This window comes from Streptomyces gardneri, assembly GCF_006539185.1.
Taxonomy (GTDB): Bacteria; Actinomycetota; Actinomycetes; order Streptomycetales; family Streptomycetaceae; genus Streptomyces; species Streptomyces gardneri.
This window is the reverse complement of record NZ_BJMN01000010.1, coordinates 21125-45518: the sequence shown is the minus strand read 5'-3', so window position 1 is coordinate 45518 and position 24394 is coordinate 21125. Positions and strand designations below refer to the sequence as shown.

Sequence of the window (24394 nt, the reverse complement as noted above, 5' to 3'; positions counted from 1 at the left end):
GCTGCGGGCGTACGCCTCAGGGGGCCGTCCTCGCCGCGTCGCCGACCTCGTCCCGCCGGACCGGCCCCTCGGGCGGCTGCCCGCCGCGTCGGCGGCGCGCGACGGGCGCCGGCGCGGTCAGGACGGCGAGGCACGCGACGACGAGGGCGATGCCCGCCCAGCCGGCGGCCGGGAGGCGCTCGCCGACGACCAGGACGGCCAGCACGGCGGCGACGGCCGGTTCCAGCAGGGACAGGGTGGTCGCGGTACTGGCGGGCACCCGCGCCAGCCCCCAGCCGAACAGGACGTAGCCGGCGAACATGGGGACCAGCGCCATGTAGACGCCGACGGCGGCGTTGGACCAGGAGGCGACGACCGGGGCGCCGGTGACGAGCAGCACGGGCAGGAGGAGCAGTCCGCCGAGCCCGAAGACGGCGCCCATCGCCGGGCGGGACGGAATTCCCCGGCTGATGAGCCGGTGTGCGGCCCAGGAGTACAGGGCGTACGTCGCGGCGGCGAGCAGACCGAGGCCCACGCCGAGCAGCGTGTCGGCCGTGGACGGCCCCGAGCCGTCGGAACCGTGGGCGGCGGCTTCGGCGACGCACAGCAGGACGGTTCCGAACAGGCCGAGCGCCGCCGCGACCGTCCAGCGGCGGGTGAGCCGGCGGCGGTCCACGACCCGCTCGATCAGCGCCGAGGCCAGCGGGGCGGTGCCGATCGACACGACGGTGCCGACGGCGACTCCGGCCAGGTGCATGGAGCTGTAGAACGCCAGGGGATAGACCGCCACCGAGGCGGCCCCGATCAGCACGGTGCCGCGCTGACCGCGTAGGCGGAGCGCGTGACGGCGGATCTGCCGGGCTGCGACGAGTGCCTGGAGGAGACCGCCGAGCCCCATGGCGACGGCGCCGACGGCGAGCGGGCCCACGCCGGGTGCGAACGTCGCGGCCGTGCCCGTCGTACCCCACAGGACGGAGGCCGCCAGGACGCACAGCGCCCCCGTCCCCACGGCCCGGTCCGGCCCGGCGGGGCGCGTCACAGGCGGTCCAGCAGCGTCGCCGCCAGCGCGCGGGCGTGCCGGAGCCGCTCCCCGTCGCCCTCCAGACCGGCCCGGGCCATCGCGCCCTCCAGGAGGAACGCGAGGTGCTCGGCCGTCGCGCGCGCATCGGTGGGACGCTCGGGCAGCAGCTCCTCCAGGTGGCCGGCGATCAGGCGCTCGACCTCCTCTTTGTGGGCGCGCACCACGCCCCGGCCCGGGTCCCCGGCGGGCAGCTCGGCGGCGGCGTTGAGCAGGCCGCACCCCCGAAAGCCGTGCTCGTAGGCGAAGGCCGCGTGATCGGCGTACGCGTCGAACACCGCGAGCACGCCGTCCCGGGGCCCTCCGGCCCGCTCGATACGGGCCCGGTAGAGCCCGAGCCACTCCTCGTGCCGGGCGTCCAGATAGGCCAGGACCAGCTCGGACTTGGAGGCGAAGTTGTTGTAGAGGCTCATCTTCGCGACGCCCGCGTCGGCGGTGATCGTGTCGATGCCGGTCGCCGCCACCCCGTCGGCGTAGAAGCGGCGGGCAGCCGCCTCCAGCAGCCGCTTCCTGGCGGGACGGGGCCTTCCGCTCTCGCTCATCACACTCCGCAGAGGTCCATAATTAGGTAGGTAGGTCTACCTAGACTAGCTCACCGTCGAGGGTGGCCGTCGAAAATCCCGTGCTGTGCCGTCGGCGGAGAGGCAGACTCGCGCCATGCAGGAGATGGAAGAGTTCCGGACGGCGGTCGGCGACTGGGCGAGCGATGGGTCGAGCGAGCCGGCGGGGGAGCGGGCGCGGGAGCTCGCGGCCCGGCTGGGGGTGCGGACGGTGGTGCTGCTCGAAGGGCTCAGCGACCTCGCCGCCGTCGAAGCCCTGACCGAGCGCCGCGGCCGGGACCTCGCCGCCGAGGGCGTGTGCGTGGTGTCGATGGGCGGCGCGATGAACGTCGGCCGTTACGCGGCCCTGCTCGGCCCGCCCGGCCTCGGCCTGCGCCTGACGGGACTGTGCGACGAGCGTGAGCGGCCCTACTACGACCGGGGCCTGACGCGGGCCCGGGCGCGGGCCTCGGAGCGGGACGTCTTCGTGTGCGCGGCGGACCTGGAGGACGAGCTCATCCGCGCGCTCGGCACGGAGCGGGTCGAGGAGATCGTCGAGACCGAGGGCGACCTCCGCCCCTGGCAGACCTTCCTGCACCAGCCCGCGCAGCAGGGGCGTCCCCGGCACCAGCAGCTGCGCCGCTTCCTCGGCACGAAGAAGGGTCGCAAGATCCGCTACGGCACCCTCCTCGTCGAGGCCCTCGACCCCGGGCAGGTGCCGGCCCCGCTCGAGGACCTCCTCGCGAACGTCTGAGCGCGATCGGCCGTTCGGTTAATCGGTTGATCGTTCGGAGTGCTTCGGGCAGGGTCCGAGGAATGACGTCCCACCTCCACGCGCTTGACATCGACGCGAACGACCCTCCCCTTCTCGCCCGTTTCTGGGCCGGCCTCCTGGGCTGGGAGGTGAGCGACGAGACCGACGACGGCATCGTGCTCCTCCCCGGGGACGACACCGGGTTCCGGATCCGCTTCCTTCCGAACCCGGCGAGGAAGACCGTCCAGAACCCCATGCACTTCGACCTGACCAGTACGTCGCTCGACGATCAGCGGGACGTCGTGGCGAGGGCGCTCGCACTCGGCGGCCGGCACATCGACGTCGGCCAGACGCCGGAGGACGAGCACGTCGTGCTCGCCGACCCCGAGGGCAACGAGTTCTGCGTGATCGAGCCGGGCAACAACTTCCTGGCCGACTGCGGGTTCATCGGGGCGCTCGCGTGCGACGGTTCGCAGGCCGTCGGGTACTTCTGGAGCAAGGCGCTGGGCTGGCCGCTGGTCTGGGACCAGGACCAGGAGACCGCGATCCGCTCACCGCACGGCGGACCGAAGTTCACCTGGGGTGGTCCGCCCATGATGCCGAGGGACGGGCACCGGCTGCGCTTCGACCTCGCACCCCCGGCCCACGGTGACCAGCAGGCGGAGATCGACCGGCTCGTCGAGCTCGGGGCGACGCGTGTCGACACGTCCGCGGCCGGGACCGGTTGGGTCACGATGGCCGACCCCGACGGCAACGAGTTCCGCGTACTGACTCCCCGCTGAGACCGAGGAGCCGCCACGCCGCCCGAGTCGAGACCTCCTCGGGCGGCGCGCTCCGCTCAGGACGCTTCGGCGAACTCGTCTTCCGTGTCTCCGAGTTCGTCCTGGACCCGCAGGGCCGCCACCCACAGCGGCATCATCCAGTGCGCGGCAAGCACGCCGACGAGGACCGGCGTCACGGCCGCACGCAGAGGCGCATCCGCCAGGGCGCTGTAGGCACCCGCCCCGATCACCGCGGCCACGAGCAGCCACAGGGTGATCCGGTGGGCCAGAGCCCGCACCCGGTCGCGCTCCACGAGCTGCCGCTCGTCGAGCATCCGGCCCCGGAGTTCGAGCAGTCCGCGGGTGGAGCCGTTCAGGACGCCGGTGAGCAGGACCCAGGGCAGCAGCGCGCCCGCGACCACAAGGGCCAGCCCCCACCCGGGCCCGAAGACCGTGCCGATCCAGGCGCCCACCCCGACGGCGGTAAGGGCGACATGGGCCGTGACGGCAAGCCGCCGCCGGGTCGTGGTGGCGTGGACCGCAGCCGCGCGGCGGTCGTTCATCAGCGCGTACATGTGCCGGTCGTAGCGCGTCGTGGTCATCACTGCTTCCTCCCGTAGACCTCGTCGGTGAGCGGCTGGAACGGCTCCAGGGAGAACAGCGCCTCCACCGGCAGCCCGAAGAACCGGGCCACCTTCAGGGCCAGGTCGAGGCTGGGGTTGTACTGGCCGCGCTCGATGTAGCCGATGGTCTGGTAGTGGACGCCCACTGCCTCGGCCAGTGCCTGTCGCGACACCTTCCGCTCGGCCCGTACGACTGCCAGCCTGTTGTGCACCTGCTCGCTCATGTATAAGAAGTACTACATCTGAGAGTAGGAGCGCAACATGAAGGAGGGGCGGGGACCGTGGTCCCCGCCCCTCCCGTGACGATCCCTCACATCGACGTCTTCGCCTCGCCCGTCAGACGTTCAGCCCGGCCAGCCTCCTCCGGTCGAGCGGGGACGCGCGCCGGTCCAGGCGCTGTTCGAGCAGGTCGCGGGCGGTGTCGCTGTGCCCCGCCTCGACCAGCGCGTACAGCAGGGTCTCCTCGATGACCTCGCGCTGCGCCGCGCTGCCTCCCACCCGGCGCAGCGAGGGCAGCAGCCCGCGCAGTTCCCGCACCGCCGTCGCCCACTCCTCCTCCAGTACGGCTTCCAGCGCGCCGCACAGAGGGACGATGACCTCCCGCTGGACCGGGTCCGCGCCGGCCGCGTGCGTGCTCAGGCGGCGCAGCGCCGGGAGGTCGCCGGCGGCGGTGAGCGCGACGGCACTGTGCAGCGCCGTGAACGCGGTCGCGGGACGCTCGACGAGCTCGCGGGCCACCGCGTCGAGCACCCCGTCGACGGGCACGCGCCCGGTCCAGTTCCGCGACATCCGGGCCCGCCACAGCAGCGACCCGGAGTCGACGAGCGCCCGCACCCCGTTCACCTGACCCGGCGCCAGCTGCGCGAACCACCGGCGGCGCACGGCCGCGGAGTCGTCGAGGGCCAGCTCGTGGAGCGCCACGTGCCAGGAGAAGTGCGCCCGGTGCACGGCGCCCCGCCCCTGGTTCCCGATCCAGCCGTCGAGCCAGTCCCGGCCGGTGCCGTGCTCCCCGGACTCGTAGTGGACGTGCGCGAGGGCGTGCACGGCATGGCCGGAAGCGGGTTCCTCGGCGAGCGCCGCCCGGGCCAGCTCCCCGGCCTCCTCGATCCGTCCCTGCTCCTGCCGGACGAACGAGAGGAGCGAGGTGTGGAACCAGTGCCCCGCGTAGGCGGGCGCGGTCCGTTCCACCAGTCCGAGCGCCAGGGTCCCGTCGAGGTCCGTGACGCCGGAGAAGGCGATGGTCGGGACCGCGATCCCGAGCGCGAACGCGTCGTCGGGATAGCGCTCGAGGTGCTCGAAGAGCGCCGTGTCACCGTCACCCGCGCCCGCCCCTCGGCCCGCACCGCCCCCCTGCGCGTCGTGCTCCGTGATGCGGCGCGTGACGACGTCGACGAACGACCGCTCCCGCTCGTCACCGCGCTCCCGCACACTGCGCTGGGCGTCCGCGAGCTCCCGGGCGACGTCCACATCCGCCCCGCACTCGTGACCGAGCAGGGCGAGCGCGGCGTGCCCGAGCGCGAACCCGGGATCCGACTCGGTGGCGCGCGCGAACGCCTCGGCCGCCTTCGCCCGTACGGTGATCACCCGGCCGAGTCCGCACCGGAAGGACGCCGCAGCGGCGGCGTGCGTGGACAGCGGCAGCCCGAACTGGTCGGTGGGCCGCCGGCGTACCGACCGGGGAGCGCGCGCCAGGGGGGCGAGCACGGCCTCGGCGACCTCCTTGGCCTGGGCGCGGATCTCCGGGATCGCCGTCGTCTCCCACAACTCGCCCCGGCGGGACGCGCCGAGAGTGAACAGCGGCCGCCCCGGGTGCCCTTCGGCGTCGAGTAGCCGGCCCTGGTCGGTGGAGACGCCGATGCCGAGCGGCCCGGGAACGGCGAGTCCGTCGGCGAGCAGACCCGACCACAGCGGTTCGCCGCCGGCGTCGGCCCGCAGCCCCGGCCCCGTACAGTCCACGACCCAGCCCACACTCAGCTCCCGGCCGTCGGCGAGGGAGACGACCAGCCCGCCGTCCTGCCCTGGTGCCGCGGCGGCGACTCGGCCGGCGTGGATGCGGAGCCTGCGGGCGGCCCGGGCCCGGGCGACCGTCTCGGCCGTGGACGGCGCCATACGGTGCCGGTGCACGTTCCAGGGAGTGGCGTCGCGGCCCAGGAACTCCGCCCGCTCGTCGTCGGTGAGGCCTTGCCAGAGCCGTACGATCTCGGGCCGCAGCCCGTCGAGCGCGGGCCGCCAGTCGCCGTGGACGCGCCGGGTGGCGGCGAAGTGCCGCGTCAGCTCCCGGCGGAGACGGTGGAAGGGGAGCCCGGCGAGGCCCGGCGGCGGCGGAACGGCGGGCAGCGGGGCGACCGCGTGCGGCTGGGGGAGCAGCCCGCTGCGCGACACGGCGTGCACCGTGCGGCCGGGACGGTCGAGGACGAGCGCGAGATCGACGGCGGTGAGACCCGTGCCGACGAGCAGGACGTCGTCCGCGTCGCCGACGTCGTCGAGTGCGCCGGCGGACCACGGGCGGGAGACGAACCGGTCGGAGGTGACGAGCTCGGCCGGGGCCCAGCTCGCCCTGCCCGCCGCCGGCCCGGTGGCGAGGACGACGCTGTCCGCCGTCACCGCGCCACCGTCGGCAAGCCGGAGCTCAAGGCGTCCGTCGGCCGCGTCGGAGCACCCCGTGGCCCGGGTGCGCAGCCGCCGCACGGAGACCGTGCCGTGCGCGGCGATGACGGCGCGCCCGAGCGTGTCGGCGAGATACGAGCCGTAGCGGTACCGGGAGGCGAAGTCCGCCGCCGTCACGGTGGATTCGCCGTGGCGGCAGAGCCAGCGCCGGAAGTGCCCGGGGTCGTCCGGGTAGCAGCTCATGCCGCCGACGGGCACGTTGAGCCGGTGCTCGGGGACCTCGGTGGCGTACGCGACACCCCGGCCCGCCTCCGGCGCCGGGTCGACGAGGACCAGGTCGAGCGCGATACGGCGCCGGGCCGCGGCCTCGCAGAGCTGGACGGCGACGAGCGCACCGGCCGCGCCCGCGCCGACGACGGCCACGGTGGGCCGCGAAGGCCGTCCGGACTCGGCGGGTTCCGGGACTTCGGCTGACTCGGCCGACGCGACGGCCGACGACGACACGACAGGTACCACGGACACCACGGAGACCTCCGAAACGAGGGGACGGGCACGTACGAGCAATGTTCACTATCTCGATGAACAAAGTGCAGTGGCAACGCCGCTTCCGGACAACAAGCCCGCACTGCCAAGCCCGTTGGCGAGTCCCCCGCCGGGTTCGTCGGCCGGCCCGTAACAAGCCGCCCAGGTCAGGAAGGAGCCAGTCGTGAGACATTGAGTCCGTGAGGATCTCTGCACGAACGGACTACGCCATCCGGGCCATGGCCGAGCTGGCCTGCTCCCCGGACCGCCCTCTCAAGGCCGAGGACATCGCCGGCCGCCAGGACATCCCCGTCCGCTTCCTCTTCGTCGTGCTCGGCGACCTGCGGCAGGCGCGACTGGCGCGGAGCGTGCGCGGTCCCGACGGCGGCTACACCCTCACCAGACCGCCCGAGGAGATCACCCTCGCCGACGTCATCCGCGCGATGGACGGACCACTGGTCAGCGTGCGCGACCTGAAGCTGACGGGCCTGGAGTACCAGGGCGCGGCGGCGCCCATGCCGGACGTGTGGCGCGCCGTGCGGACGAGTCTGCGCCAGGTCCTGGAGGGCACGACCCTCGCGGATCTCGCGGCGGGCACCCTGCCCGAGCTCGTACGGGACCGGGCCCGCGACTACAACGACGACGTCCGCACGTACCCGTAGCGCCCCGCGCGTCCATGGCTGTCCGACGGACCGCCCCCTACGCTCGGCCAGGTGACACCCTCCACCGAAACGCCCGAGCACACCCGGTCCGCCGAAGGCCGACCGCGCCGACTCGTCGTCCTCCGGCACGCCAAGAGCGCCTGGCCGGAAGGCGTCCCCGACCGGGACAGGCCCCTCGGCCCCCGAGGACTGCGCGACGCCCCGGCGGCCGGGCGCTCCCTGGCGGAGACCGGAGTGCTGCCCGACCTCGTCCTGTGCTCCCCGGCCCGGCGCGCCCGCCACACATGGGACCTGGCCGCCGCCGAACTGGACAGCCCTCCACCGGTCCGCCACGACCCCCGCCTGTACGGGGCGGACGCCGACGACCTCCTCGACGTCCTCCACGGCGTGCCCGACGCGACCGGAACGCTGGTGCTCGTCGGGCACAACCCGGGCCTCGAAGACCTCGTCCTGCTGCTCGCGGCCGACGGCGTCGGGGACGCCCTGGACCGCGTACGGACCAAGTTCCCGACCTCAGCGACGGCCGTCCTGACCTGGCACGGCAGCTGGCCGGGCCTCCGCCCGGGCGGAGCGCTCCTGACGGACCTGGTGATTCCGCGCGGTCGGAAGAACCCGTGAGCAGCACTCAAAGGTGGGCGCCGCCGGTCAGGTTCCGGCGAGGAGGCCGTGCCCGAGGGGCGTGAGGGTGTGGAGGACGGCGACGCCGGTCCGTGTGGTGTCGACGAGACCGGCCTCGCGCAGCACCCGTGTGTGCCGGCTCGCCGCCGGCAGCGAGATGTCGGCGCGCTCGGCCAGGGCGGTGGTCGTGGCGGGAGTGCGGAGCAGGGCCAGCACCTGCGCGCGGGTGCGGCCGAGCAGCGCGGCCAGGGCTTCCGGCCCGCCGCCGGTTCCGGCCGCGCAGGCGCCGGCTGCACCCGTACCCGCGTCCGCGTCGCCGGAGCCGTCGGAGCCGTCGTGCAGGGGGTACACGAGCACGGTCGCCGCCCGGGGCCGGTACATCACCAGCGGGCCGGTCGCGAACCAGGAGGGCACGAGGAGCAGTCCGCGACCGCAGAGCGGGATGTCGTACGCCGAGGCCGACGGCAGGTGGAGCGTCGGCGGCTGCCACCTCCAGGTGGGCGCCAGGGTGGTGAGCAGGGCGTCCACGCCTCCGCGCAGCAGCATCTCGGAGCGCAGCGCGCGATCGGTCAGGGCGTCGCCGCGAATCCGTGGCCAGAGCGGCTCGACCGTGGTCCGGAAGTACCGGCGGGTGTCGTCGACGAGCGTGCGGGTCGCACTCGCGGAGCCCTGGGCGAGCTCCAGGGCCCACGGTCCGGGTCGGGTCAAGTGGCCGTTCCGCCCCGCTGCCCTGGGGATCCCGAGGTCGATCGCGAGCTGCTCCGCCGGCGTCGAGACGGCCGCCTCCAGCGCGTCGGCGAAGCCGTGCAGGGACGGCTGGAGCAGGAAGTCCGGCATGAACCCGTCCTCGGTGACGAGTTCGGCCAGGACACCGGCCCGGGCACTCGCGGTCCCCCGCAGGGACCGGTGCCATTGCCGGGCGGCGGGACGCGGCCTGTCCCACAGCCCGTACCCGTGACTCCCGCCACCGCCACCGCCACCGCCACCGCTGGCGCGCTCGCGCGCACCGCCCGCACGCAGGCGCAGGCTGAGCCGCAGACTCAGGGCGGTCTCGGAGAGCGCGTTGGCCGCCGGGGCGAGGGTGATCTGACGCAGATCGGCGGCCGTGAAGTGAAGGCGGATCATGTGAGCCGATTATCGGCGCGTCGGACCCTTTTACCCAGAGGGGAAAGGCGATGCGTCACCGCCGACTCCGTTGCACGCTGCGGGTGTCCACGTCGTCGACCCCCTCACCGGAGGCCGTACCGATGCGCCGCATCCCTGCCCGAATCCCCGCCCGAATCCCCACGAGGATCCCTGCCCGAAGAACCGCCCGCTCCGTCGTCCGCCTCACCGCCACCACCGCCCTCCTCACGGTCCTCGCCGCCGTGCCCGCCCCGGCCGACGCCCGCGACCTGCCCGATTCCTATGTCGTCTCCCGCGCACCCGGCGTGCTCCCGGAGGGCATCGCCATCACCCCGGACGGCACGATGTACGTGTCCTCGGACGGTACGGGCGCCCTCTACCGAGGCCGGGTCGGTTCCCCCGAGATGAAGCCCTTCCCGGCGCGCGGTCTGGAGGACCGCCCCAGCTCTCTGGGCGTCCACACCGACCGGCGCGGCCGTGTCCTCTCGGTGGGCGGCGCGAAGCTGACCGTCCACGACCGGCACGGACGACTGCTGGCCACCCGGACGGCCCCCGACGGACCCCTCGGCGCGCCCGACCTGAACGACCTGGCGGTGACGAAGGACGCGGTGTACGTGACCGACTGGGCCAACCCCGTCGTGCTCCGGGCGGAGATCCGGGGCGGCGCCATCGGCCCGCTCGAACCCTGGCTCGACATCCGCTCCGCGTTCCCGCAGTTCCCCGCGCGGTACTGGCTGCTGAACGGCATCGTCGCGAACGACTCGGGCACCGCCCTGCTGGTCGCGTCCAACGGCACCGAGGCCGTCTGGCGCGTCGGCACGGCCGACCGGGACGTCAGCCGACTCGACCTGGGCACGGAGTCCTTCGGCGCGGACGGCATGGTGCTCCGTGACCGGACGCTGTACGCCGTACTCAACTACGGCGCCCCGCACGGTGTGTACATCGCCCGGCTGGACGAGGAGCTGAGGTCGGGCACGGTGACCCATCGCCTCACCGAAGGTCCTTTCGACCTGCCGACCACGCTCGCGCGGCACGGCTGCCGCCTGTACGTGGTCAACAGCCAGCTCGACGACCCGCCGGGCCGGCCCCCGTACACGGTGAGCGCGATCGCCGACCCGACGTGCGGCGAAGCCGGCTGACCGAGGACGCCGGCTGACCGAGGACGCCGGCTGACCGAGGACACCGGACGGGCGCGGGTCGCCCGTCCGGCGGGCGGCCGGCCGCCCCGAGTGCGCTCCCTCGCCGGAGTGGTTCGAGAGGGCCAGTGGGCGCAGTACCGCGGTGCCCGCGGCGAGCGGGCGGGCTCCGGTCAGGAAGCTGTGCGCCGCTGCTGTCCGCACTTCCCGACCACGGAGGCCGTACGCCCATGAATGCTGCACACCCGAGATCCGCGCGGCGGCGCCGAAGAGCACGGGGGAGGGCCGCGGCCTCGTCCCTGCTCGCCACGGCGCTCGTACTCGCGCTGCCCGGCGCGGCGTGGGCCGCGCCCGGGGACCTGGATCCGACGTTCGGCCCGGGCCCGGGCGGCCGGGTGATCACGCCCTTCCCGGGTTACGCGGAGGGCCACGACATCGCGCGGCAGGCCGACGGCAAGCTGGTCGTGGCGGGCCTGAGCGAGGGCGGGTTCGCACTCGCGCGCTACCTGCCCGGCGGCGGCCTCGACCCCGCCTTCGGTACCGGCGGCCTGGTGACCAGCGACTTCGGTGGCGGCGCCCACTCGGCGAACGCGGTCGCGATCCAGCCCGCCGACGGGAAGATCGTGGTGGCCGGAACCACCGAGGTGTTCGGGGAGGAGGGCGGAGGCTGCTGCTTCTTCTCCGTGGCCCGCTACCTGCCCGACGGCACCCCGGACCCGGAGTTCGGCGAGGGCGGCCTCGTCCGGGTCGAGGAGTTCGGCGGGTCCGCGGACGGCGCGGACGTGGCGGTGCGGAGCGACGGCCGGATCGTCGCCGTGGGCAAGGGGGGCGGCGGCGGGTTCGCGCTGGTCCGCCTCGACACGGACGGGAACCTGGACCCGAGCCTGGGCGGTGACGGCGCGGTCGTCGCCGGGTTCACGCCCTCCTCGCCCCAGGAAGCCGGCGGCATCGCCCGGAGCATGGCCCTCCTCCCGGACGGCCGGGTCGTGTCGGTCGGCTACGTGGGCAACACCGCCTTCGACATCGGCGTCGTCCGCTACCTGCCCGACGGCAGCCTCGACACCGGCTTCAGCGGCGACGGCATGGTCACCGCCGACTTCGGCGGCACCGAGTTCGGCACCGCGGTCGCGGTCCAGTCCGACGGCAAGATCCTCGCCGCGGGCTCCGGCGGCGCCGGCTTCGCGCTCCTCCGCTACCAGGCGAACGGCAGTCCCGACGCGGGCTTCGGCACCGGCGGCCGTACCTCCGTGGGCTTCCCCGGGGACGGCGGGATCGCGTACGCGATGGCCCTGCAGGCGAACGGCAAGATCGTCCTGGCCGGCCGGGCGGACGACCCCGACAGCGCCGAGGCGAACGACTTCGGGCTGGCCCGCTTCCACCCCAACGGCACGATCGACACCGGCTTCGGCGGCGACGGCTTCGTGGTCACCGGTTTCGGGGACTTCGACGAGGCCCGCGCGGTACTCGTCCAGCCGGACGGCAAGGTCGTCGCGGCCGGCTACGGGGCGGGCTTCGCCTTCACGCTCGCCCGTTACGAGGGAGGCGACGGTACGACGCCGCCGCGCGCGGACCTGTCGGTGACGATCAACCCCACGGCCGCGGTGAGCATCGGCGACCGCGTCTCGTACACGGTGACCGTCGCCAACAAGACAAGCTCCACCGCCACCGCGACCGGCATCACCCTGACGGACACCTTCGCGGGCGCCGGCGTGACCCTGATCTCCGCCACCCCCACCCAGGGCACGTGCACGACGACCTCGACACAGGCGACCTGCGCCCTCGGTTCCCTAGCCCCCGGCGCGAGCACGACGCTCACCTTCACGGCGGAGCCCCGCTCCACCGGCACCCTCACGCACACCGCGACCGTCGCGGGCAGCCCGTCGGACCCCATGACCTCCGACAACACGGCCACGACGACCACAGCGGTGAACAACGCCCGCGGCTGCACGATCATCGGCACCAGCGGCGCGGACACCCTGACCGGCGGCTACTCCAACGACGTGATCTGCGGCCTCGGCGGCAACGACACCGTCCGCGCGAGCTACGGCCACGACACCGTCCACGGCGGCTTCGGCAACGACAACCTCGACGGCTCCTTCGGCGACGACACGATGAACGGCGGCCCCGGAAACGACACGCTGACGGGCTCGTACGGCAACGACCGCCTCACGACCACCGACGGCGTCTCCGCCAACGACACCGCCAACGGCGGCCTCGGCACCGACACCTGCACCACCGACACGGGCGACACCCGCATCAGCTGCCCCTGACCCACGCCCGGCGCCGTGGCACGCCCCTCCCGTCAGGGCGTGTGACGGCGCCGGGCCCGCTTGACCTCGTCGGTGACGGCCCAGGCATCGGCGACGGGCCCGAGGTGGCGGAGCTTGTCGGGGTTGCTCACGGAACGGATGGCCTGGATCCGACCCTCGACCACGTCGAGGGCCATGGTGTGCAGGATCCTTCCGTCCCGGTCGCGGAAGACGGCGCCGGGCTGGCCGTTGACCTCGGCCGGCGTGAGCGAGACCTCGATCCGCAACAGCCAGGGGAAGACCGAGGCCAGGAGCCGGGCCACGTTCTGCGCGCCGGCGACGGCCCTGGCCAACTGAGGCGTCTTGCCGCCGCCGTCGCCGAGGAGCTGCACGTCGGCGGTGAGCAGGCTCTGCAGTCCGTCGACGTCGCCGTTCTTGAGCGCGTCGAAGAACCGGGTCGCCAGCTCCTCCCGCTCCTCGCGGTCCGGAGCGAACCGGGGCCGCCCCGCCTGCATGTGCCGTCGTGCCCGTACGAGCAGCTGCCGGCAGGCCGCCTCGGAGCGTTCCACCGCCTCGGCGATGTCCTCGAAGCCGAAGCCGAACACCTCGCGCAGCAGGAAGACGGCCCGCTCCAGCGGGCTGAGCCGCTCGAGGAGGAGCAGGGCCGCCATCGACACCGAGTCGGCGAGCTCCGCCGACCGGGCAGGGTCCTCGTACGGGTCGTTCAGCAGCGGTTCGGGAAACCACGGGCCGACGTACTCCTCCCGCCGCACGCGCGCGGACCGCAGCACGTCGATGGAGATCCGTGTCACCGTGGCGGACAGGAAAGCCTTGGTCGACGTCGGCCGGGTGCCCGAGCCGTCGTACCGCAGCCAGGTCTCCTGGACCGCGTCCTCGGCCTCGCTGACGCTGCCCAGGATCCGGTAGGCGATCGAGAACAGCAGCGGCCGCAACTCCTCGAACTCCTCGACCTTGCTCACGCGCGTCTCCTCTCCCTGTGACGTCCCACGGCCCGGCCGGACTTCGGCGGTACGGGCCCTTCCCATGATCATCCGGACCACCGGCGCCCGGAGGAGATCAGTGGAACGAGCCGGGCACGTAGTCGCCGGCGGGCTGGCGGGTGATGACGTTCAGCCGGTTCGCCAGGTTCATGAAGCCGATCAGAAGGACCAGGGCGTTGAGCTGCTCCTCGTCGTAGTGCAGAGCGGCACGCGCCCACACCTCGTCGTCCACTCCGCCGGCCGCGTCGGCGGTACGGGTCCCCTGCTCCGCCAGCTCCAGCGCGGCACGCTCGGCCTCGGTGAAGACCGTGGCCTCCCGCCACGCCGTCACGAGGTTCAGCCGCACCGCGGTCTCGCCGGCGGCGGTCGCCTCCTTGGTGTGCATGTCGATGCAGACGGCGCAGGCGTTGATCTGGCTCACGCGCAACGACACCAACTCCTGCGTCGCGGCCGGCAGCGACGACTCCTTGACGGCCTTGCCCGCCGCCATGAGGTGCTTGAAGGCCTTGCCGGTGACGGGGCTGGCGAAGAGGTCGAGTCGCGCGTCCATGATGTGCTCCTTTGCTGCGGTGGAAGGTGGCTACACCCCTGAGACGAGGCAGCCCGCCCCCTTGTGACACGAGCGGATGTGACCTGGGTCTCCCTTGCGGCACCTATCGAAAATCGATAGATTTCCATCGCAACTCGATGGAAGGCTGGGTCATGGGAAAGCTGACTGTGCGTGCGCTGCGCGCCGTGCTCCTGGTGGTGCTCGCAGGCACCGTGTCCGTCCAGGCATTGATGGTGTGGGCGCTGGCCACCGACCCGGAGGACGGGTCGCTTCCGCTGGACCCGCTGCGCGTGCTCACGATCCTGGGCATGGTGGCGGCCCAGGTCGCCCTGGTCTGCGTATGGCGGCTGGTGGCGATGGTGCGACGCGGAACCGTGTTCTCCCACGCGGCCTTCCGGTACGTGGACGGCGTGATCGGCGCGATCGTGGCCGCCGCCCTCGTGTGGTTCGCGGTCACGGCGGTCAACGCGCCGGGCCAGCGGGAGGACCCGGGTGTCACGGTCATCATGGCCGGCGTCGGGCTGGCCATCCTGGGGGTCGCGCTCGTCGTGCTCGTCCTGCGGATGCTGCTCGTCCAGGCCGTCGCGCGCGACGGCGAAGCGGCGCGGATGCAGGCGGAACTGGACGAGGTGATCTGATGCCGATCGCCGTCGACATCGATGTGATGCTGGCCAGGCGGAAGATGTCCGTGGGTGAGCTCGCGGACCGCGTGGGCATCACACCCGCCAACCTCGCGGTACTCAAGAACGGCCGCGCCAAGGCGGTGCGCTTCGCGACGCTCGCCGCGCTCTGCGACGTGCTCGACTGCCAGCCGGGCGACCTGCTGCGCTGGGAGCCCGAGGACGCCACGGACGACTGAGGCGGCCGAGGGCGGGCGCACCCCACGCACATGCACCGCCCGGGAATCCTCTACCGTCTGCAGGTCCGTCCGGCCCAAGGGCGGTGTGAGGGAGGAACGTTCATGCGGCAGCGGGGAGCGGGCGTGCGTCTGAGGACCGCGGGGCGGGTCATGGTGGCGGGCGGAGTGGTCCTGGTGCTGGGCGGCATCGGGTTCTTCTTCACGACTCACCGGGGGGCCACCGTCATGGGCGCCTCCATGGAGCCCACCCACCGCGTGGGCGATCGCCTGTCCACCGAGCGCGTCGACGCGGACGCCATACGCCGGGGCGACGTCCTCCTCATCCGCGTCCCCGAGCGCTACCGGGACGCGCCGGTCCTGCAGCGGGTCGTCGGGACGGGCGGCGACCACGTCGTCTCCGACGGAGACCGGATCACGGTGAACGGGCGGCCCTTGGACGAGCCGTACAGGAACGACGGCCCCATCGGACCGGCAGCGGAGCCGTACGACGTGCGTGTGCCGGAGGGGTTCCTGTTCCTGTTGGGCGACAACCGGGGGAACGCGAACGACTCGCGGCAGTTCCTCGACGACAACGCGGGCGGCGTCGCGACCTCCGCCGTCCTCGGACGCGTCACCGAGGGCCCGCCGCCGGCGGTCACGGCGGCCGGAGCCCTCGGAGCCGTACTGGCCCTGAGCGGCGCCGGACTCTGGTACACGGCCAGGCGGCGAGCCGTGAGGGACATCCACAGCACCCTGCGCCAAGGGGCGGCTTGGGCGCGTACCGAGTCGTGACGATCGGTGATACGCGCCTGCGTCGTGCTGTCCGGCGCTAGCGTGAGGCCATGATCGTATGGCTCAACGGCACCCATGGCGCAGGCAAGACGACGACCAGTGCGCTCGTACAGCAGCTGATCCCGGATTCTCGGGTGTTCGACGCCGAGAAGGTCGGCGAGACGCTCATGGACATCACGCCGGGACTGCCCGAGACGGGCAACTTCCAGCACTGGCCGCCGTGGCGTCCGCTCGTGGTCGAGACCGCCCGCCACGTCCTCGACTACACCGGCGGCACTCTGGTGATCCCCATGACCGTCCTGGTCGAGCAGTACTGGCGCGAGATCAGCGCCGGCCTCGCGCGGCACGCGATTCCGGTACGACACTTCGTCCTCCATGCCGACCGGGACACCCTTCGCGGGCGCATCGCGGGCGACACCGTGGTCGGCCCCGACTCGCCCTTCCGTCTCGCACACCTCGATCCCTACGCCGAGGCGGCCCGCACCTGGCTGCACGCGGAGGCCGAGGTCGTCGACACCACGCACCTCACTCCCGCCCGGGCCGCCCTGCGGATCGCGGAGGCCGTCAAGAGCTGAGTGCCGTCTCACGGGTGGTCGGTGGTGCCGGCGCGTTCCGGGCGGCGCGGCTACTCGGCGTCGAGCTGGTGGTCGGCCCAGACGTAGCTTTCGGGAAGCAGGTCGGCGATGCGGACGGTCCGGAGGCGATCGCCTTCGCCGACGATGACCTTGAGGGTCGGGAAGTAGTCGAGGAGGACCTGGCGACACCGGCCGCACGGCGGAACGACCCCACGGTCGCGGTCGCCCACCGCGACGATCGTGTTCAGCTCGTAGGCGCCCTGGGAGGCTGCCGCGCCGATGAGGACGAGCTCGGCGCAGGGTCCTCCCGTGAAGTGGTACGCGTTCACCGCTGTGACGATCCGGCCGTCCTGGGCGCGGGCAGCGGCTGCCATGGTGTGGTTGTCGCCCCGGCAGCGCGTGCGAGCGACGTGCGCCGCTGCCTCGATGAGCTCGTGATCGACGGGATGGTTCTGCGCGGTCATGGTCTCTGCCTTCGTCAGGTGTCACGCGATGTTCAGCCGAGTGACGAGGGACCGCAAACGAATATCACGGTGCCGGTCCCATCAGCCTCACGGACCATGCCCTTCCCCCGCCTGGGGCTGTGGCCGCATGCCACTCGGGTCCTCGTCCGGGTGGAGGGCGTCGAGGACGCGTGCGAGGCCGAAGGTGAACTCGTCGGCGTAGTCGTAGCCGGGCGTGAGGACGAGCTGGGTGGCCAGCTCGGTGAGGTGGGGGTAGGTGTCGGCGGGCATGTCGTGCAGGATCGCGCCCGCGACCTCGTCGAGCTCCGCCGAGCCGCTGAACGGCAGGCTGATTTCCTGCAGGACGAAGCCGTACAGGTAACTGTCGATCAGCGAGACGGCGTGCGCGGTCATGGGTACGGAGAATCCCGCGGTGCGCAGCGCGCCGATCACGGCGTCGTGGTGGCGCAGGGTCGCCGGACCGGGCCGTGAACGGGAGTCCATGAGACCGATGGCCCACGGATGACGCAGGAGCGCGGCGCGGGCGGAGAGCGCGCGGGCGCGCATGGCGCTCTTCCAGTCCGTGTCGTGCGGCGGCAGGTCGATCTCGCCGAACACCGCGTCCACCATGCCGTCGAGGATGTCGTCCCGGCCCGCGACGTGGTGGTAGAGCGACATCGCCTCCACACCCAACGGCGCCGCGATCGCCCGCATGCTGAGCGCCGCCGAGCCCTTCTCGTCCGCGACGGCGACCGCCGTACGGATCACGCGCTCACGGCTCAGAGGCGTACGCCCCGCCCCGCCTCGCCCCTTGCCACCGGCACGCTCACCCATCCACCGCTCCTTCCGGCTCCCTTGACCGCCTTACGCCATAAGGCTAGCGTTTCTTACAGCATAAGGTCGGCATTCCGTGGAAGGGGCTGCGCCATGAAGGTCTGCATCGTCGGGGCTTCGGGGAAGCTCGGGCAGTACATGGTCCGCCACGCGCTGGAGCGCGGCCACGAGGTGGTCGGCGTGTGCCGGGAGACCAGCGTGCCGAAACTCGCCGCGTTCGAAGGCCGGATGACCGTGGTCCCGGGACCCACCGACGACCCGGAGGTGATCGCGCGAGCGGTCGCCGGCTGCGACGGCGTGCTGACGGTGCTGGCGCCCTGGGGCGTGCGCCAGTACTCCTCGGGCACGGCGCAGGCCGTCCTCGACCACGCACGGCCGGGCGCCCGCCTGATCTTCTCCTGCGGCTGGCACATCACGCGCGACGGCAAGGACACGTACTCGCGGATGTTCACCACCGGCGTCAGGATCGCCGCCGTGCTGGGCAAGCTCGTCCGCGCGGTCGAGCTCGACGACCAGGTGGAGGCCTGCCGAAGGGTGTTCGCCAGCGCCACCCGCTGGACCGTGGTGCGCGGCAGCACCCTGGAGGAGGGCGAGAGCCAGGGCCTGCCCGTCTGGAGCCGGCACGTGGGCGACCCGGTGCTGGCGAGCAACCTCACGCGCCGGGTGGACTTCGCGCTGTTCATGGTGGAAGCCCTGACCGACGACACACTCGTCCAGGAAGCCCCGGCGATCGTCGGCTGCCGCACCCCCAGCGCCCTGGCCCACGCAGCCGACCTCCGCAGGCGCGCGGAGGGGCACACCGACTGAAGGTGGGCGTCTGGGTGGTGGGCGTCGAGGACGACACGGACAGTGTCCCGTCTCTCGGCCGACATCGTGTACAGCGTGGACTACACCTGACGATCGCTCACGACCCGCGCGTCGACTCGTCCTCTCGCTCGCCCTCCCTCCTTTCGTCCTTCCTCCCGGCTGTGTTGAGTCGGGCGGCCTGGCGCGTGAGGTGCTCGCGTTCCGCGAGGTTCGACGCTTTCCCGGCGGCCACGGCGTAGAGCCGCGCCGCGGTCGCCGGGTCGCCGGCGCGTTCGTGGAGGTACGCGGCCACGGCGGTGTGACGGGGGAGCGCGTCGTCCAGGGCGGCGAGCGCGGCGAGGCCGGCTCGTGGTCCGTCGGCCTCGCCGAGGGCCACCGCGCGGTTGAGGCGGGCCACGGGGCTGTCGGTGAGGCGGACGAGTTCGTCGTACCACTCGACGATCTGCACCCAGTCGGTCTCCTCGGCGGTCGGCGCGTCGGCGTGGAGCGCGGCGATGGCGGCCTGGGCCTGGAACTCGCCCAGCCGGTCACGGGCGAGCGCCGCCTGCAGGATCGTGACGCCCTCGGCGATCGCGGCCGTGTCCCACCGGCCGCGGTCCTGCTCGGCGAGGGGGACCAGGGCGCCGTCGGGCAGCGTCCGGGAGGCGCGCCGGGCGTGGTGGAGGAGCATGAGGGCGAGCAGCCCGGCGGCTTCGGGGTGGTCGATCGCGGCGGTCAGCTGCCGGGTGAGCCGGATGGCTTCGGCGGCGAGGTCGACCTCGCCGGAGTAGCCCTCGTTGAAGACCAGGTAGAGGACGCGCAGGACGGTGGCGACGTCCCCGGGCCGGTCGAACCGGACGCCGGAGACAGTGCGTTTGGCCCGGCTGATGCGCTGCGCCATCGTCGCTTCGGGGACGAGATAGGCCTGGGCGATCTGGCGGGTGGTGAGCCCGCCGACGGCCCGCAGCGTGAGAGCGACCGCGGACGAGGGCGTCAGGGAAGGGTGGGCACACAGGAAATAGAGCTGGAGAGTGTCGTCGGCCGGGGCCGCGGGGCCGGGCGGCGGTTCCTGGTCGATGCGGTCCTCGCGGCGGCGACGGGCGGTGTCGGACCGGGCCGAGTCGAGGAACTTGCGCCAGGCCACCGTGACCAGCCAGCCCTTGGGATCGCGAGGCGGGTCGTCCGGCCACAGGCGGACGGCTTCGACGAGGGCGTCCTGTACGGCGTCCTCGGCCGCCGCGAAGTCGGCTCCGCGGCGGACGAGGACGGTGAGGACGCTCGGCGTGAGGGTGCGCAGCAGGGCGTCGTCCATGGGTGAGGTCACTCGGTGATGGTGGGCGGCGCGGTCAGGAACGGGCGTACCTCCAGCCATTCGTGGATCGGCTTCCCGCCCGCTCCGGGGGCCGCCGACAGTTCCCCGGCCAGTTCGACGGCCCGCTCGTAGGTGTCGACGTCGATCACCATCCAGCCGGCGATCAGGTCCTTGGTCTCGGCGAACGGGCCGTCGGTGACGGGCGGGCGGCCCTCGCCGTCGTACCGGACGAAGGTCCCTTCGGGCGCGAGCGCCTGGCCGTCGACGAACTCGCCGGACTTCTCGAGCCGGGCCGCGAAGTCGTGCATGTACTGCATGTGGTCCGAGATCTCCTGCGGCGTCCACTGGTCCATGGGCACGTCGTTGAAGGAGGCCGGGGCGCCTCGGTAGTGCTTGAGCAGCAGGTACTTGGCCATGGTGGTTCTCCTCGGTCTGATGCGGCCCATTGTGGCCGCCTTCACTACGGGGACGGAGCAGGCCGCGGCTTCTCGACACCACCTGCCGAAGTTTCTTTCCGGCTTCCTCGGGCGAGGGGCCCGCGCCCACGCCCACGCCCGTGCCCGCGTCCGTGCGCCGGGTCGGTACCCCTGAGGTGCCTGGGTGACTTCAAAGTGCGTTCTTCCGCGTTTCCGGCCGTCGCCGCATGATTCCGGTAGTGGAAAGCGGGGACGCGGAAATCCGGTTCTCACGCGCACGTCAAGGGAACTCCACTCGCCCGCGGCCAGAATGCGGGCGGCTCCCTGGAAATATTCCCTCGCTTACAAGGAGATAATTCTGTGTCCACACCGCAAGCGCTTTCGGGAAGCGACACCGGACGGATGAGCGGGCGCGCGTGGGGCGTGCTGTTCGTGCTCTGCGGTGCGATCTTCCTCGAAGGCATCGACGTGGCCATGCTCAATGTGGCCCTGCCCGCGATCCGTGAGGACCTGGAGATGTCCACGGGCATGCTCCAGTGGGTGATGAGCGCCTACGTGCTCGGCTACGGCGGGTTCATGCTGCTCGGCGGCCGGGCAGCCGACCTGTTCGGGCGCCGCAGGATGTTCGTGTTCTGGCTCGTGGTCTTCCTGCTCTTCTCCGGCCTCGGCGGCTTCGCCACGGAGGGCTGGATGCTCATCGTCGCCCGGTTCGTGACGGGTGTCGCGGCCGCGTTCATGACCCCGGCGGGCCTGTCCATCATCACCACGAGCTTCGAGGAGGGCCCGCAGCGCAACAAGGCCCTCCTGGTCTACTCCGGCACGGCCGCGGGCGGCTTCTCCATCGGCCTGGTCGTCGGCGGTCTGCTGGCCGCCGTGGACTGGCGCTGGGTGTTCTTCGCCCCGGTCGTCCTCACGTTCCTCATCCTCGTCGCGGCGGTCGTCCTCATCCCGAAGTCCCCGCGCCCGGACCGCCAGGGTCAGAGCGTCGACCTGGCCGGTGCGCTCAGCGTCACCGGCGCGATCCTGCTCCTCGTCTTCGGCGTCGAGCGTGCCGCACACGCCTCCGCGGCCTGGACGGCGGCCACGATCGGGGCCGGCCTGGTCCTGTTCCTCGTGTTCGTCGCGATCGAGCGCAGGTCGGCCTCGCCGCTGGTACGCCTGGGGATCTTCCGCAGCGGCTCGCTGGTCCGCGCGAACCTCGCCGGCATGCTCTTCGCCGCGGGCTTCTTCGGCTTCCAGTTCATCGCGGTGCTCTACCTGCAGGAGCTGCGCGGCTGGTCGACCCTGCAGACCAGCTTCGCCCTCATCGTCATCGGCGTGGACGCGATCCTCTCTCCCACCCTCACGCCCCGGCTCGTGGCCCGGTTCGGCAACGCCCGGGTGATCTTCGGCGGCCTGCTCCTCGCGGCTCTCTCCTACGCCCTGTTCCTGCCGATCGGCGCGGACTGGACGTACTGGGCGATGTTCCCGAGCCTGATCATCCTGGGTCTGGCCTTCTCCCTGGCCTACGGGCCGCTCACGATCCTGGCCACCGACGGCGTCGCGGAGGAGGAGCAGGGCGTCGCCGGCGGCCTGCTGTACACGTCCTTCCAGTTCGGAGCCGCCCTCGGCCTGTCCTCCGTCGCGGCCGTCAACATCGCGGCGACGGACGGAACGTCCCCGGCGGCCCTCCTCGACGGGTACCGCGCCGCCCTGGTCGTGCCGCTGGTCGCCGCCCTCGTCGCCGCCGTCATCAGCGCCTTCGGCCTACGCAGCAGAGCAGGGGCGGGGGAGGGCGACACCGGCCCCGTACCCACCGCGGCTCCCGAGAAGAACGTACCCGTCGAAGCGGCGCGCTGATTCTCCTCCCGAAAGGAACCGACATGTCTGCCACCACGGTGGAATCCTTCTCGGAAATCGAGGAGAAGTTCTTCGCCTACATCCAGGACATCGTCTACTGCACCATGATCACGGTGGACAGGAAATCCCGCCCCAGAGCCCGTGTGCTCCTGCCCGTCTGGGAAATGGTCGACGGAAAGCCGGTCGGCTGGCTGGCGGCCTACAAGACACCCGTCAAGGTGGCTCATCTGGCCCACAACCCGCATACGACCTACTCGTACTGGAACCCCCGCCAGAACGCCGTGTTCATCGACAGCGTCTCCACCTGGGCCACGGACCCGGAGTCCCGGCAGCACGCCTGGGACCTCTACCGCGAGGGAAGCCCCGCGGGCGTGGGGTACGACCCGATCGGCTTCTGGCGCGGCGGCCTCGAAGACCCCGGCTACCACGTCCTGCGCATCGACCCCTGGCGGGTGCAGGTGCTCCGTGGCTCGGACCTCAAGAGCCGCATCTGGACCGACGGGGACCGTCGCTGAACCGCGGCGCGGACGGCAGAACGGCCCCTTGCTCAGGGCGACACCGACGGCGTGGCGGAGCCGGCGGATCGGACCCGGAGCGAGGGGGCCGGGCTGCGATCGCACGATAAGATACCGCGCGAGCGGTCTCTTTCGATGGTGACGGAACCGCACGAGGTGAGGAGTGGCTGTGGCACAGCAGGAGCGGGCGATCCGCACCCGGAAGATCATCCTGGAGGCCGCGGCCGCGACGTTCGACGAGCACGGCTACGAGTCGACGACCATCGCCGAGATCCTGGAGCGGGCCGAAGTCACCAAGGGAGCCCTGTACTTCCACTTCCCCTCCAAGGGCGACCTGGCGCGCGGGGTCCTGGCCGCGGCCGTCACCACCGAAGGCGTCCGCCCGCACGCACTCAAGCTGCAGGAACTAGCCGACACCCTGCTGCTGCTGGCCTACCGGCTGCCCCGTGAGCCGATGCTCAGCGCGGCCCTGCGGATCGCGGTCGACCCCCAGGCGCGCCGCCAGTTCGGCACCGCCTGGCCGGACTGGGCCGAGCTGATGGCCGGCTTCCTCAGGGAGGCCAAGGCGCGGGGGGAGGTGCTCGCGCACACCGACGAGGAAGAGGTCGGCCGCATGATCGTGTCCACCTGGACCGGTGTCCGGGTGGTGACCGAAGGCCTTCCCGGCACGTACGACCTGCCGGGCGAGATCGCCCTGCTCCTCCGGCTCCTGCTGGCGGCCGTGGCGACCCCCGCCGTCCTGCCCCGCCTGGACATCTCGGCCGCCCGCGCCGCCCACCTCTACGACGACATGCCGGCCCGGCGCGCCGAGGTGGCCGAGTCCGCCCCCCGAGGCATCTCCGGCTGACCGTCTCCGTCGAGCGTCGCGGCGGGCGCCGACGGGACCCGGAGAGGGCTGAGCACCCGCTCGTGCAGCCGCTGGACGTCGGGCGACGGTTCGAGTCCCAACTCGTCGCGCAGCAGGCGCCGGACGCTCCGATAGGCGTCCAGCGCCTCGGCGCGCCGCCCGGCCTCATGCAGTGCGGCGATCAACCGGCCGTGAAACCACTCGTTGAGCGGGTAGTCGTGGACGAGGGCGCGCAGCTCGGGGATGAGCTCACGCAGTCGCCCGAGCAGACGCAGAGCCTCGATCCGCACTTCGAGCGCCCGGATCCTCAACTCCTCCAGATGGACGATCCGGCCGGCGAGGACGCCGCCCGTCGGCACGTTGGAGAGCACCGGGCCGCGCCACAGCCCGAGCGCCGAGCCGAGAGCGTCGGCCGAGGCCTCGTACCGGCCCGCCCGGAACTCCTCCTTCCCCCGGGAAACCATCCCCTCGAAGACCTTGACGTCGACGGCCGCCTCGTCGACGTGCATCGTGTACCCGCCGAACTGCGTGCTCAGCACAGGGCGCCCGCCGTCCGGCCGGACGTCCGGTAAGGCGACCAGGCGGCGTGCGTGATGCACGTACGTCTGCACCGTGTTGAGGGCCGACCGCGGCGGGCCGTGCTGCCACAGCTCCCGGATGAGCGTGTCCGGCGTCACGGGGGTGTTGGCATGGGTGAGGAGCAGGGCCAGGACCTGGGAGACCTTGGGGCTTCCCGCCGGAAGGACCCCGCCGTCGAAGCCGACGATCTGGAACGGTCCGATGAGGTGGAATCGCACGGCGCACTCTCCTTCAGGGTGAACGGCCCGGGCGCCCCGGCGCAGGCCACGGGGCTCACCGCACCCGGTTGCGCCCATGGCACGCCCAAGGGATGCCACGCCAAGGCAGGTCCCGCAGCGTGACCCTCAAATCAAACCACACGTGCGGTTTATTGTGAGGACCTAGGAGCACACCACCAGCAAAGCCACCGCAAGG

Annotated in this window: 27 protein-coding genes; 14 read left to right on the top strand and 13 right to left on the bottom strand. The window is 72.5% G+C overall.

Annotated features, from left to right (window positions below; translation table 11 throughout):
• Positions 1-16: 16 nt before the first annotated feature.
• Together SGA01_RS06870 and SGA01_RS06865 are read right to left on the bottom strand one after the other, a co-directional pair.
• Entirely contained in the window at positions 17-1018 is a 1002-nt protein-coding gene (locus SGA01_RS06870) for a DMT family transporter (RefSeq protein ID WP_174867220.1), read from the bottom strand.
• Entirely contained in the window at positions 1015-1599 is a 585-nt protein-coding gene (locus SGA01_RS06865; protein ID WP_141294347.1) for a TetR/AcrR family transcriptional regulator, read from the bottom strand. Before SGA01_RS06865 ends, SGA01_RS06870 begins: the two co-directional genes overlap by 4 nt.
• Positions 1600-1714: 115 nt before the next feature.
• On the opposite strand from SGA01_RS06865, the gene SGA01_RS06860 reads away from it, so the two are divergent.
• Entirely contained in the window at positions 1715-2350 is a 636-nt protein-coding gene (locus SGA01_RS06860; protein ID WP_141294345.1) for a TOPRIM nucleotidyl transferase/hydrolase domain-containing protein, read from the top strand.
• A 62-nt stretch (positions 2351-2412) separates the two neighbouring features.
• A complete protein-coding gene (locus SGA01_RS06855; protein WP_141294343.1) occupies positions 2413-3132 on the top strand; it encodes a VOC family protein in 720 nt (239 codons plus the stop codon).
• Between the two features lie 56 nt (positions 3133-3188).
• On the opposite strand, the gene SGA01_RS06850 is transcribed toward SGA01_RS06855, so the two are convergent.
• The 3 genes from SGA01_RS06850 to SGA01_RS06840 all read right to left on the bottom strand — a co-directional run bounded on the left by SGA01_RS06850 (position 3189) and on the right by SGA01_RS06840 (position 6764).
• Entirely contained in the window at positions 3189-3713 is a 525-nt protein-coding gene (locus SGA01_RS06850; protein ID WP_141294341.1) for a hypothetical protein, read from the bottom strand.
• Positions 3713-3958, bottom strand: a complete 246-nt coding sequence (locus tag SGA01_RS06845) for a helix-turn-helix transcriptional regulator (RefSeq protein WP_055639523.1) — start codon at positions 3956-3958, stop codon at positions 3713-3715. The genes SGA01_RS06850 and SGA01_RS06845 overlap by 1 nt, the downstream gene beginning before the upstream one ends.
• A gap of 112 nt (positions 3959-4070) precedes the next feature.
• Positions 4071-6764: an FAD/NAD(P)-binding protein gene (locus SGA01_RS06840; protein ID WP_141294741.1), complete on the bottom strand. Its 2694-nt coding sequence runs from the start codon at positions 6762-6764 to the stop codon at positions 4071-4073.
• Positions 6765-7063: 299 nt separating this feature from the next.
• Between SGA01_RS06840 and SGA01_RS06835 the strand changes: the two genes are divergently transcribed.
• Positions 7064-7525, top strand: a complete 462-nt coding sequence (locus SGA01_RS06835; protein WP_141294339.1) for an RrF2 family transcriptional regulator — start codon at positions 7064-7066, stop codon at positions 7523-7525.
• A gap of 51 nt (positions 7526-7576) precedes the next feature.
• On the top strand, positions 7577-8143 hold the full coding sequence (locus SGA01_RS06830; protein WP_141294337.1) for a SixA phosphatase family protein: 567 nt from the start codon (positions 7577-7579) through the stop codon (positions 8141-8143).
• Between the two features lie 27 nt (positions 8144-8170).
• Here SGA01_RS06830 and SGA01_RS06825 read toward each other — a convergent pair whose 3' ends face one another.
• On the bottom strand, positions 8171-9268 hold the full coding sequence (locus tag SGA01_RS06825) for an ArsR/SmtB family transcription factor (protein ID WP_141294335.1): 1098 nt from the start codon (positions 9266-9268) through the stop codon (positions 8171-8173).
• A 122-nt stretch (positions 9269-9390) separates the two neighbouring features.
• Between SGA01_RS06825 and SGA01_RS06820 the strand changes: the two genes are divergently transcribed.
• Positions 9391-10407 (top strand): NHL repeat-containing protein, encoded by a 1017-nt coding sequence (locus tag SGA01_RS06820; protein ID WP_141294334.1) that lies wholly within the window; start codon positions 9391-9393, stop codon positions 10405-10407.
• 227 nt (positions 10408-10634) lie between these two features.
• Positions 10635-12674 carry a DUF11 domain-containing protein gene (locus SGA01_RS06815; RefSeq protein ID WP_141294332.1) on the top strand — a complete coding sequence of 680 codons (2040 nt, stop codon included), beginning with the start codon at positions 10635-10637 and terminating at the stop codon, positions 12672-12674.
• Positions 12675-12706: 32 nt separating this feature from the next.
• On the opposite strand, the gene SGA01_RS06810 is transcribed toward SGA01_RS06815, so the two are convergent.
• Positions 12707-13633: an RNA polymerase sigma-70 factor gene (locus SGA01_RS06810; protein WP_141294330.1), complete on the bottom strand. Its 927-nt coding sequence runs from the start codon at positions 13631-13633 to the stop codon at positions 12707-12709.
• Between the two features lie 97 nt (positions 13634-13730).
• The gene (locus SGA01_RS06805; RefSeq protein ID WP_141294328.1) at positions 13731-14204 is read right to left on the bottom strand and encodes a carboxymuconolactone decarboxylase family protein; all 474 of its coding nucleotides are present in this window, start codon (positions 14202-14204) and stop codon (positions 13731-13733) included.
• A 152-nt stretch (positions 14205-14356) separates the two neighbouring features.
• Here SGA01_RS06805 and SGA01_RS06800 point away from each other — a divergent pair, with 152 nt between their 5' ends.
• From SGA01_RS06800 to SGA01_RS06785, 4 genes are all read left to right on the top strand, one after another.
• Positions 14357-14842 carry a DUF2975 domain-containing protein gene (locus tag SGA01_RS06800; RefSeq protein WP_141294326.1) on the top strand — a complete coding sequence of 162 codons (486 nt, stop codon included), beginning with the start codon at positions 14357-14359 and terminating at the stop codon, positions 14840-14842.
• Positions 14842-15063 (top strand): helix-turn-helix domain-containing protein, encoded by a 222-nt coding sequence (locus tag SGA01_RS06795; protein WP_141294324.1) that lies wholly within the window; start codon positions 14842-14844, stop codon positions 15061-15063. The genes SGA01_RS06800 and SGA01_RS06795 overlap by 1 nt, the downstream gene beginning before the upstream one ends.
• Before the next feature lie 123 nt (positions 15064-15186).
• Positions 15187-15834 (top strand): signal peptidase I, encoded by a 648-nt coding sequence (gene lepB, locus SGA01_RS06790; RefSeq protein WP_229918472.1) that lies wholly within the window; start codon positions 15187-15189, stop codon positions 15832-15834.
• Positions 15835-15884: 50 nt separating this feature from the next.
• Positions 15885-16409 carry an AAA family ATPase gene (locus SGA01_RS06785; RefSeq protein WP_141294321.1) on the top strand — a complete coding sequence of 175 codons (525 nt, stop codon included), beginning with the start codon at positions 15885-15887 and terminating at the stop codon, positions 16407-16409.
• Positions 16410-16459: 50 nt separating this feature from the next.
• Here SGA01_RS06785 and SGA01_RS06780 read toward each other — a convergent pair whose 3' ends face one another.
• On the bottom strand, positions 16460-16873 hold the full coding sequence (locus SGA01_RS06780) for a cytidine deaminase family protein (protein ID WP_141294319.1): 414 nt from the start codon (positions 16871-16873) through the stop codon (positions 16460-16462).
• 87 nt (positions 16874-16960) lie between these two features.
• Positions 16961-17686 carry a TetR/AcrR family transcriptional regulator gene (locus SGA01_RS06775; protein ID WP_141294317.1) on the bottom strand — a complete coding sequence of 242 codons (726 nt, stop codon included), beginning with the start codon at positions 17684-17686 and terminating at the stop codon, positions 16961-16963.
• 93 nt (positions 17687-17779) lie between these two features.
• On the opposite strand from SGA01_RS06775, the gene SGA01_RS06770 reads away from it, so the two are divergent.
• Positions 17780-18493 (top strand): NAD(P)-dependent oxidoreductase, encoded by a 714-nt coding sequence (locus tag SGA01_RS06770; RefSeq protein WP_141294315.1) that lies wholly within the window; start codon positions 17780-17782, stop codon positions 18491-18493.
• 97 nt (positions 18494-18590) lie between these two features.
• On the opposite strand, the gene SGA01_RS06765 is transcribed toward SGA01_RS06770, so the two are convergent.
• Positions 18591-19784, bottom strand: coding sequence for an RNA polymerase sigma factor (locus tag SGA01_RS06765; protein ID WP_141294739.1), 1194 nt, complete (start codon positions 19782-19784; stop codon positions 18591-18593).
• A gap of 8 nt (positions 19785-19792) precedes the next feature.
• Positions 19793-20200 (bottom strand): YciI family protein, encoded by a 408-nt coding sequence (locus SGA01_RS06760; protein ID WP_141294313.1) that lies wholly within the window; start codon positions 20198-20200, stop codon positions 19793-19795.
• Positions 20201-20602: 402 nt separating this feature from the next.
• Between SGA01_RS06760 and SGA01_RS06755 the strand changes: the two genes are divergently transcribed.
• The 3 genes from SGA01_RS06755 (at position 20603) to SGA01_RS06745 (ending at position 23401) form a co-directional block, all read left to right on the top strand.
• Positions 20603-22039 (top strand): MFS transporter, encoded by a 1437-nt coding sequence (locus SGA01_RS06755; protein ID WP_141294312.1) that lies wholly within the window; start codon positions 20603-20605, stop codon positions 22037-22039.
• A 23-nt stretch (positions 22040-22062) separates the two neighbouring features.
• Positions 22063-22554 carry a pyridoxamine 5'-phosphate oxidase family protein gene (locus SGA01_RS06750; protein WP_141294310.1) on the top strand — a complete coding sequence of 164 codons (492 nt, stop codon included), beginning with the start codon at positions 22063-22065 and terminating at the stop codon, positions 22552-22554.
• A gap of 169 nt (positions 22555-22723) precedes the next feature.
• Positions 22724-23401, top strand: a complete 678-nt coding sequence (locus SGA01_RS06745; RefSeq protein WP_141294308.1) for a ScbR family autoregulator-binding transcription factor — start codon at positions 22724-22726, stop codon at positions 23399-23401.
• Here SGA01_RS06745 and SGA01_RS06740 read toward each other — a convergent pair.
• Positions 23335-24198: an AfsR/SARP family transcriptional regulator gene (locus SGA01_RS06740; RefSeq protein WP_141294306.1), complete on the bottom strand. Its 864-nt coding sequence runs from the start codon at positions 24196-24198 to the stop codon at positions 23335-23337. The genes SGA01_RS06745 and SGA01_RS06740 overlap by 67 nt on opposite strands.
• Positions 24199-24394 lie beyond the last annotated feature (196 nt).

What these genes read in the sequence shown, in the direction of transcription:
- SGA01_RS06845 (WP_055639523.1), bottom strand. Translation starts at nt 3,958, where the DNA reads ATGAGCGAGCAGGTGCACAACAGGCTGGCAGTCGTACGGGCCGAGCGG.
- SGA01_RS06865 (WP_141294347.1), bottom strand. Translation starts at nt 1,599, where the DNA reads ATGAGCGAGAGCGGAAGGCCCCGTCCCGCCAGGAAGCGGCTGCTGGAG.
- SGA01_RS06750 (WP_141294310.1), top strand. Translation starts at nt 22,063, where the DNA reads ATGTCTGCCACCACGGTGGAATCCTTCTCGGAAATCGAGGAGAAGTTC.
- SGA01_RS06815 (WP_141294332.1), top strand. Translation starts at nt 10,635, where the DNA reads ATGAATGCTGCACACCCGAGATCCGCGCGGCGGCGCCGAAGAGCACGG.
- SGA01_RS06860 (WP_141294345.1), top strand. Translation starts at nt 1,715, where the DNA reads ATGCAGGAGATGGAAGAGTTCCGGACGGCGGTCGGCGACTGGGCGAGC.
- SGA01_RS06855 (WP_141294343.1), top strand. Translation starts at nt 2,413, where the DNA reads ATGACGTCCCACCTCCACGCGCTTGACATCGACGCGAACGACCCTCCC.
- SGA01_RS06805 (WP_141294328.1), bottom strand. Translation starts at nt 14,204, where the DNA reads ATGGACGCGCGACTCGACCTCTTCGCCAGCCCCGTCACCGGCAAGGCC.
- SGA01_RS06795 (WP_141294324.1), top strand. Translation starts at nt 14,842, where the DNA reads ATGCCGATCGCCGTCGACATCGATGTGATGCTGGCCAGGCGGAAGATG.
- SGA01_RS06800 (WP_141294326.1), top strand. Translation starts at nt 14,357, where the DNA reads ATGGGAAAGCTGACTGTGCGTGCGCTGCGCGCCGTGCTCCTGGTGGTG.
- SGA01_RS06780 (WP_141294319.1), bottom strand. Translation starts at nt 16,873, where the DNA reads ATGACCGCGCAGAACCATCCCGTCGATCACGAGCTCATCGAGGCAGCG.
- SGA01_RS06755 (WP_141294312.1), top strand. Translation starts at nt 20,603, where the DNA reads ATGAGCGGGCGCGCGTGGGGCGTGCTGTTCGTGCTCTGCGGTGCGATC.
- SGA01_RS06775 (WP_141294317.1), bottom strand. Translation starts at nt 17,686, where the DNA reads ATGGGTGAGCGTGCCGGTGGCAAGGGGCGAGGCGGGGCGGGGCGTACG.
- SGA01_RS06765 (WP_141294739.1), bottom strand. Translation starts at nt 19,784, where the DNA reads ATGGACGACGCCCTGCTGCGCACCCTCACGCCGAGCGTCCTCACCGTC.
- SGA01_RS06825 (WP_141294335.1), bottom strand. Translation starts at nt 9,268, where the DNA reads ATGATCCGCCTTCACTTCACGGCCGCCGATCTGCGTCAGATCACCCTC.
- SGA01_RS06785 (WP_141294321.1), top strand. Translation starts at nt 15,885, where the DNA reads ATGATCGTATGGCTCAACGGCACCCATGGCGCAGGCAAGACGACGACC.
- SGA01_RS06850 (WP_141294341.1), bottom strand. Translation starts at nt 3,713, where the DNA reads ATGACCACGACGCGCTACGACCGGCACATGTACGCGCTGATGAACGAC.
- SGA01_RS06760 (WP_141294313.1), bottom strand. Translation starts at nt 20,200, where the DNA reads ATGGCCAAGTACCTGCTGCTCAAGCACTACCGAGGCGCCCCGGCCTCC.
- SGA01_RS06770 (WP_141294315.1), top strand. Translation starts at nt 17,780, where the DNA reads ATGAAGGTCTGCATCGTCGGGGCTTCGGGGAAGCTCGGGCAGTACATG.
- SGA01_RS06820 (WP_141294334.1), top strand. Translation starts at nt 9,391, where the DNA reads ATGCGCCGCATCCCTGCCCGAATCCCCGCCCGAATCCCCACGAGGATC.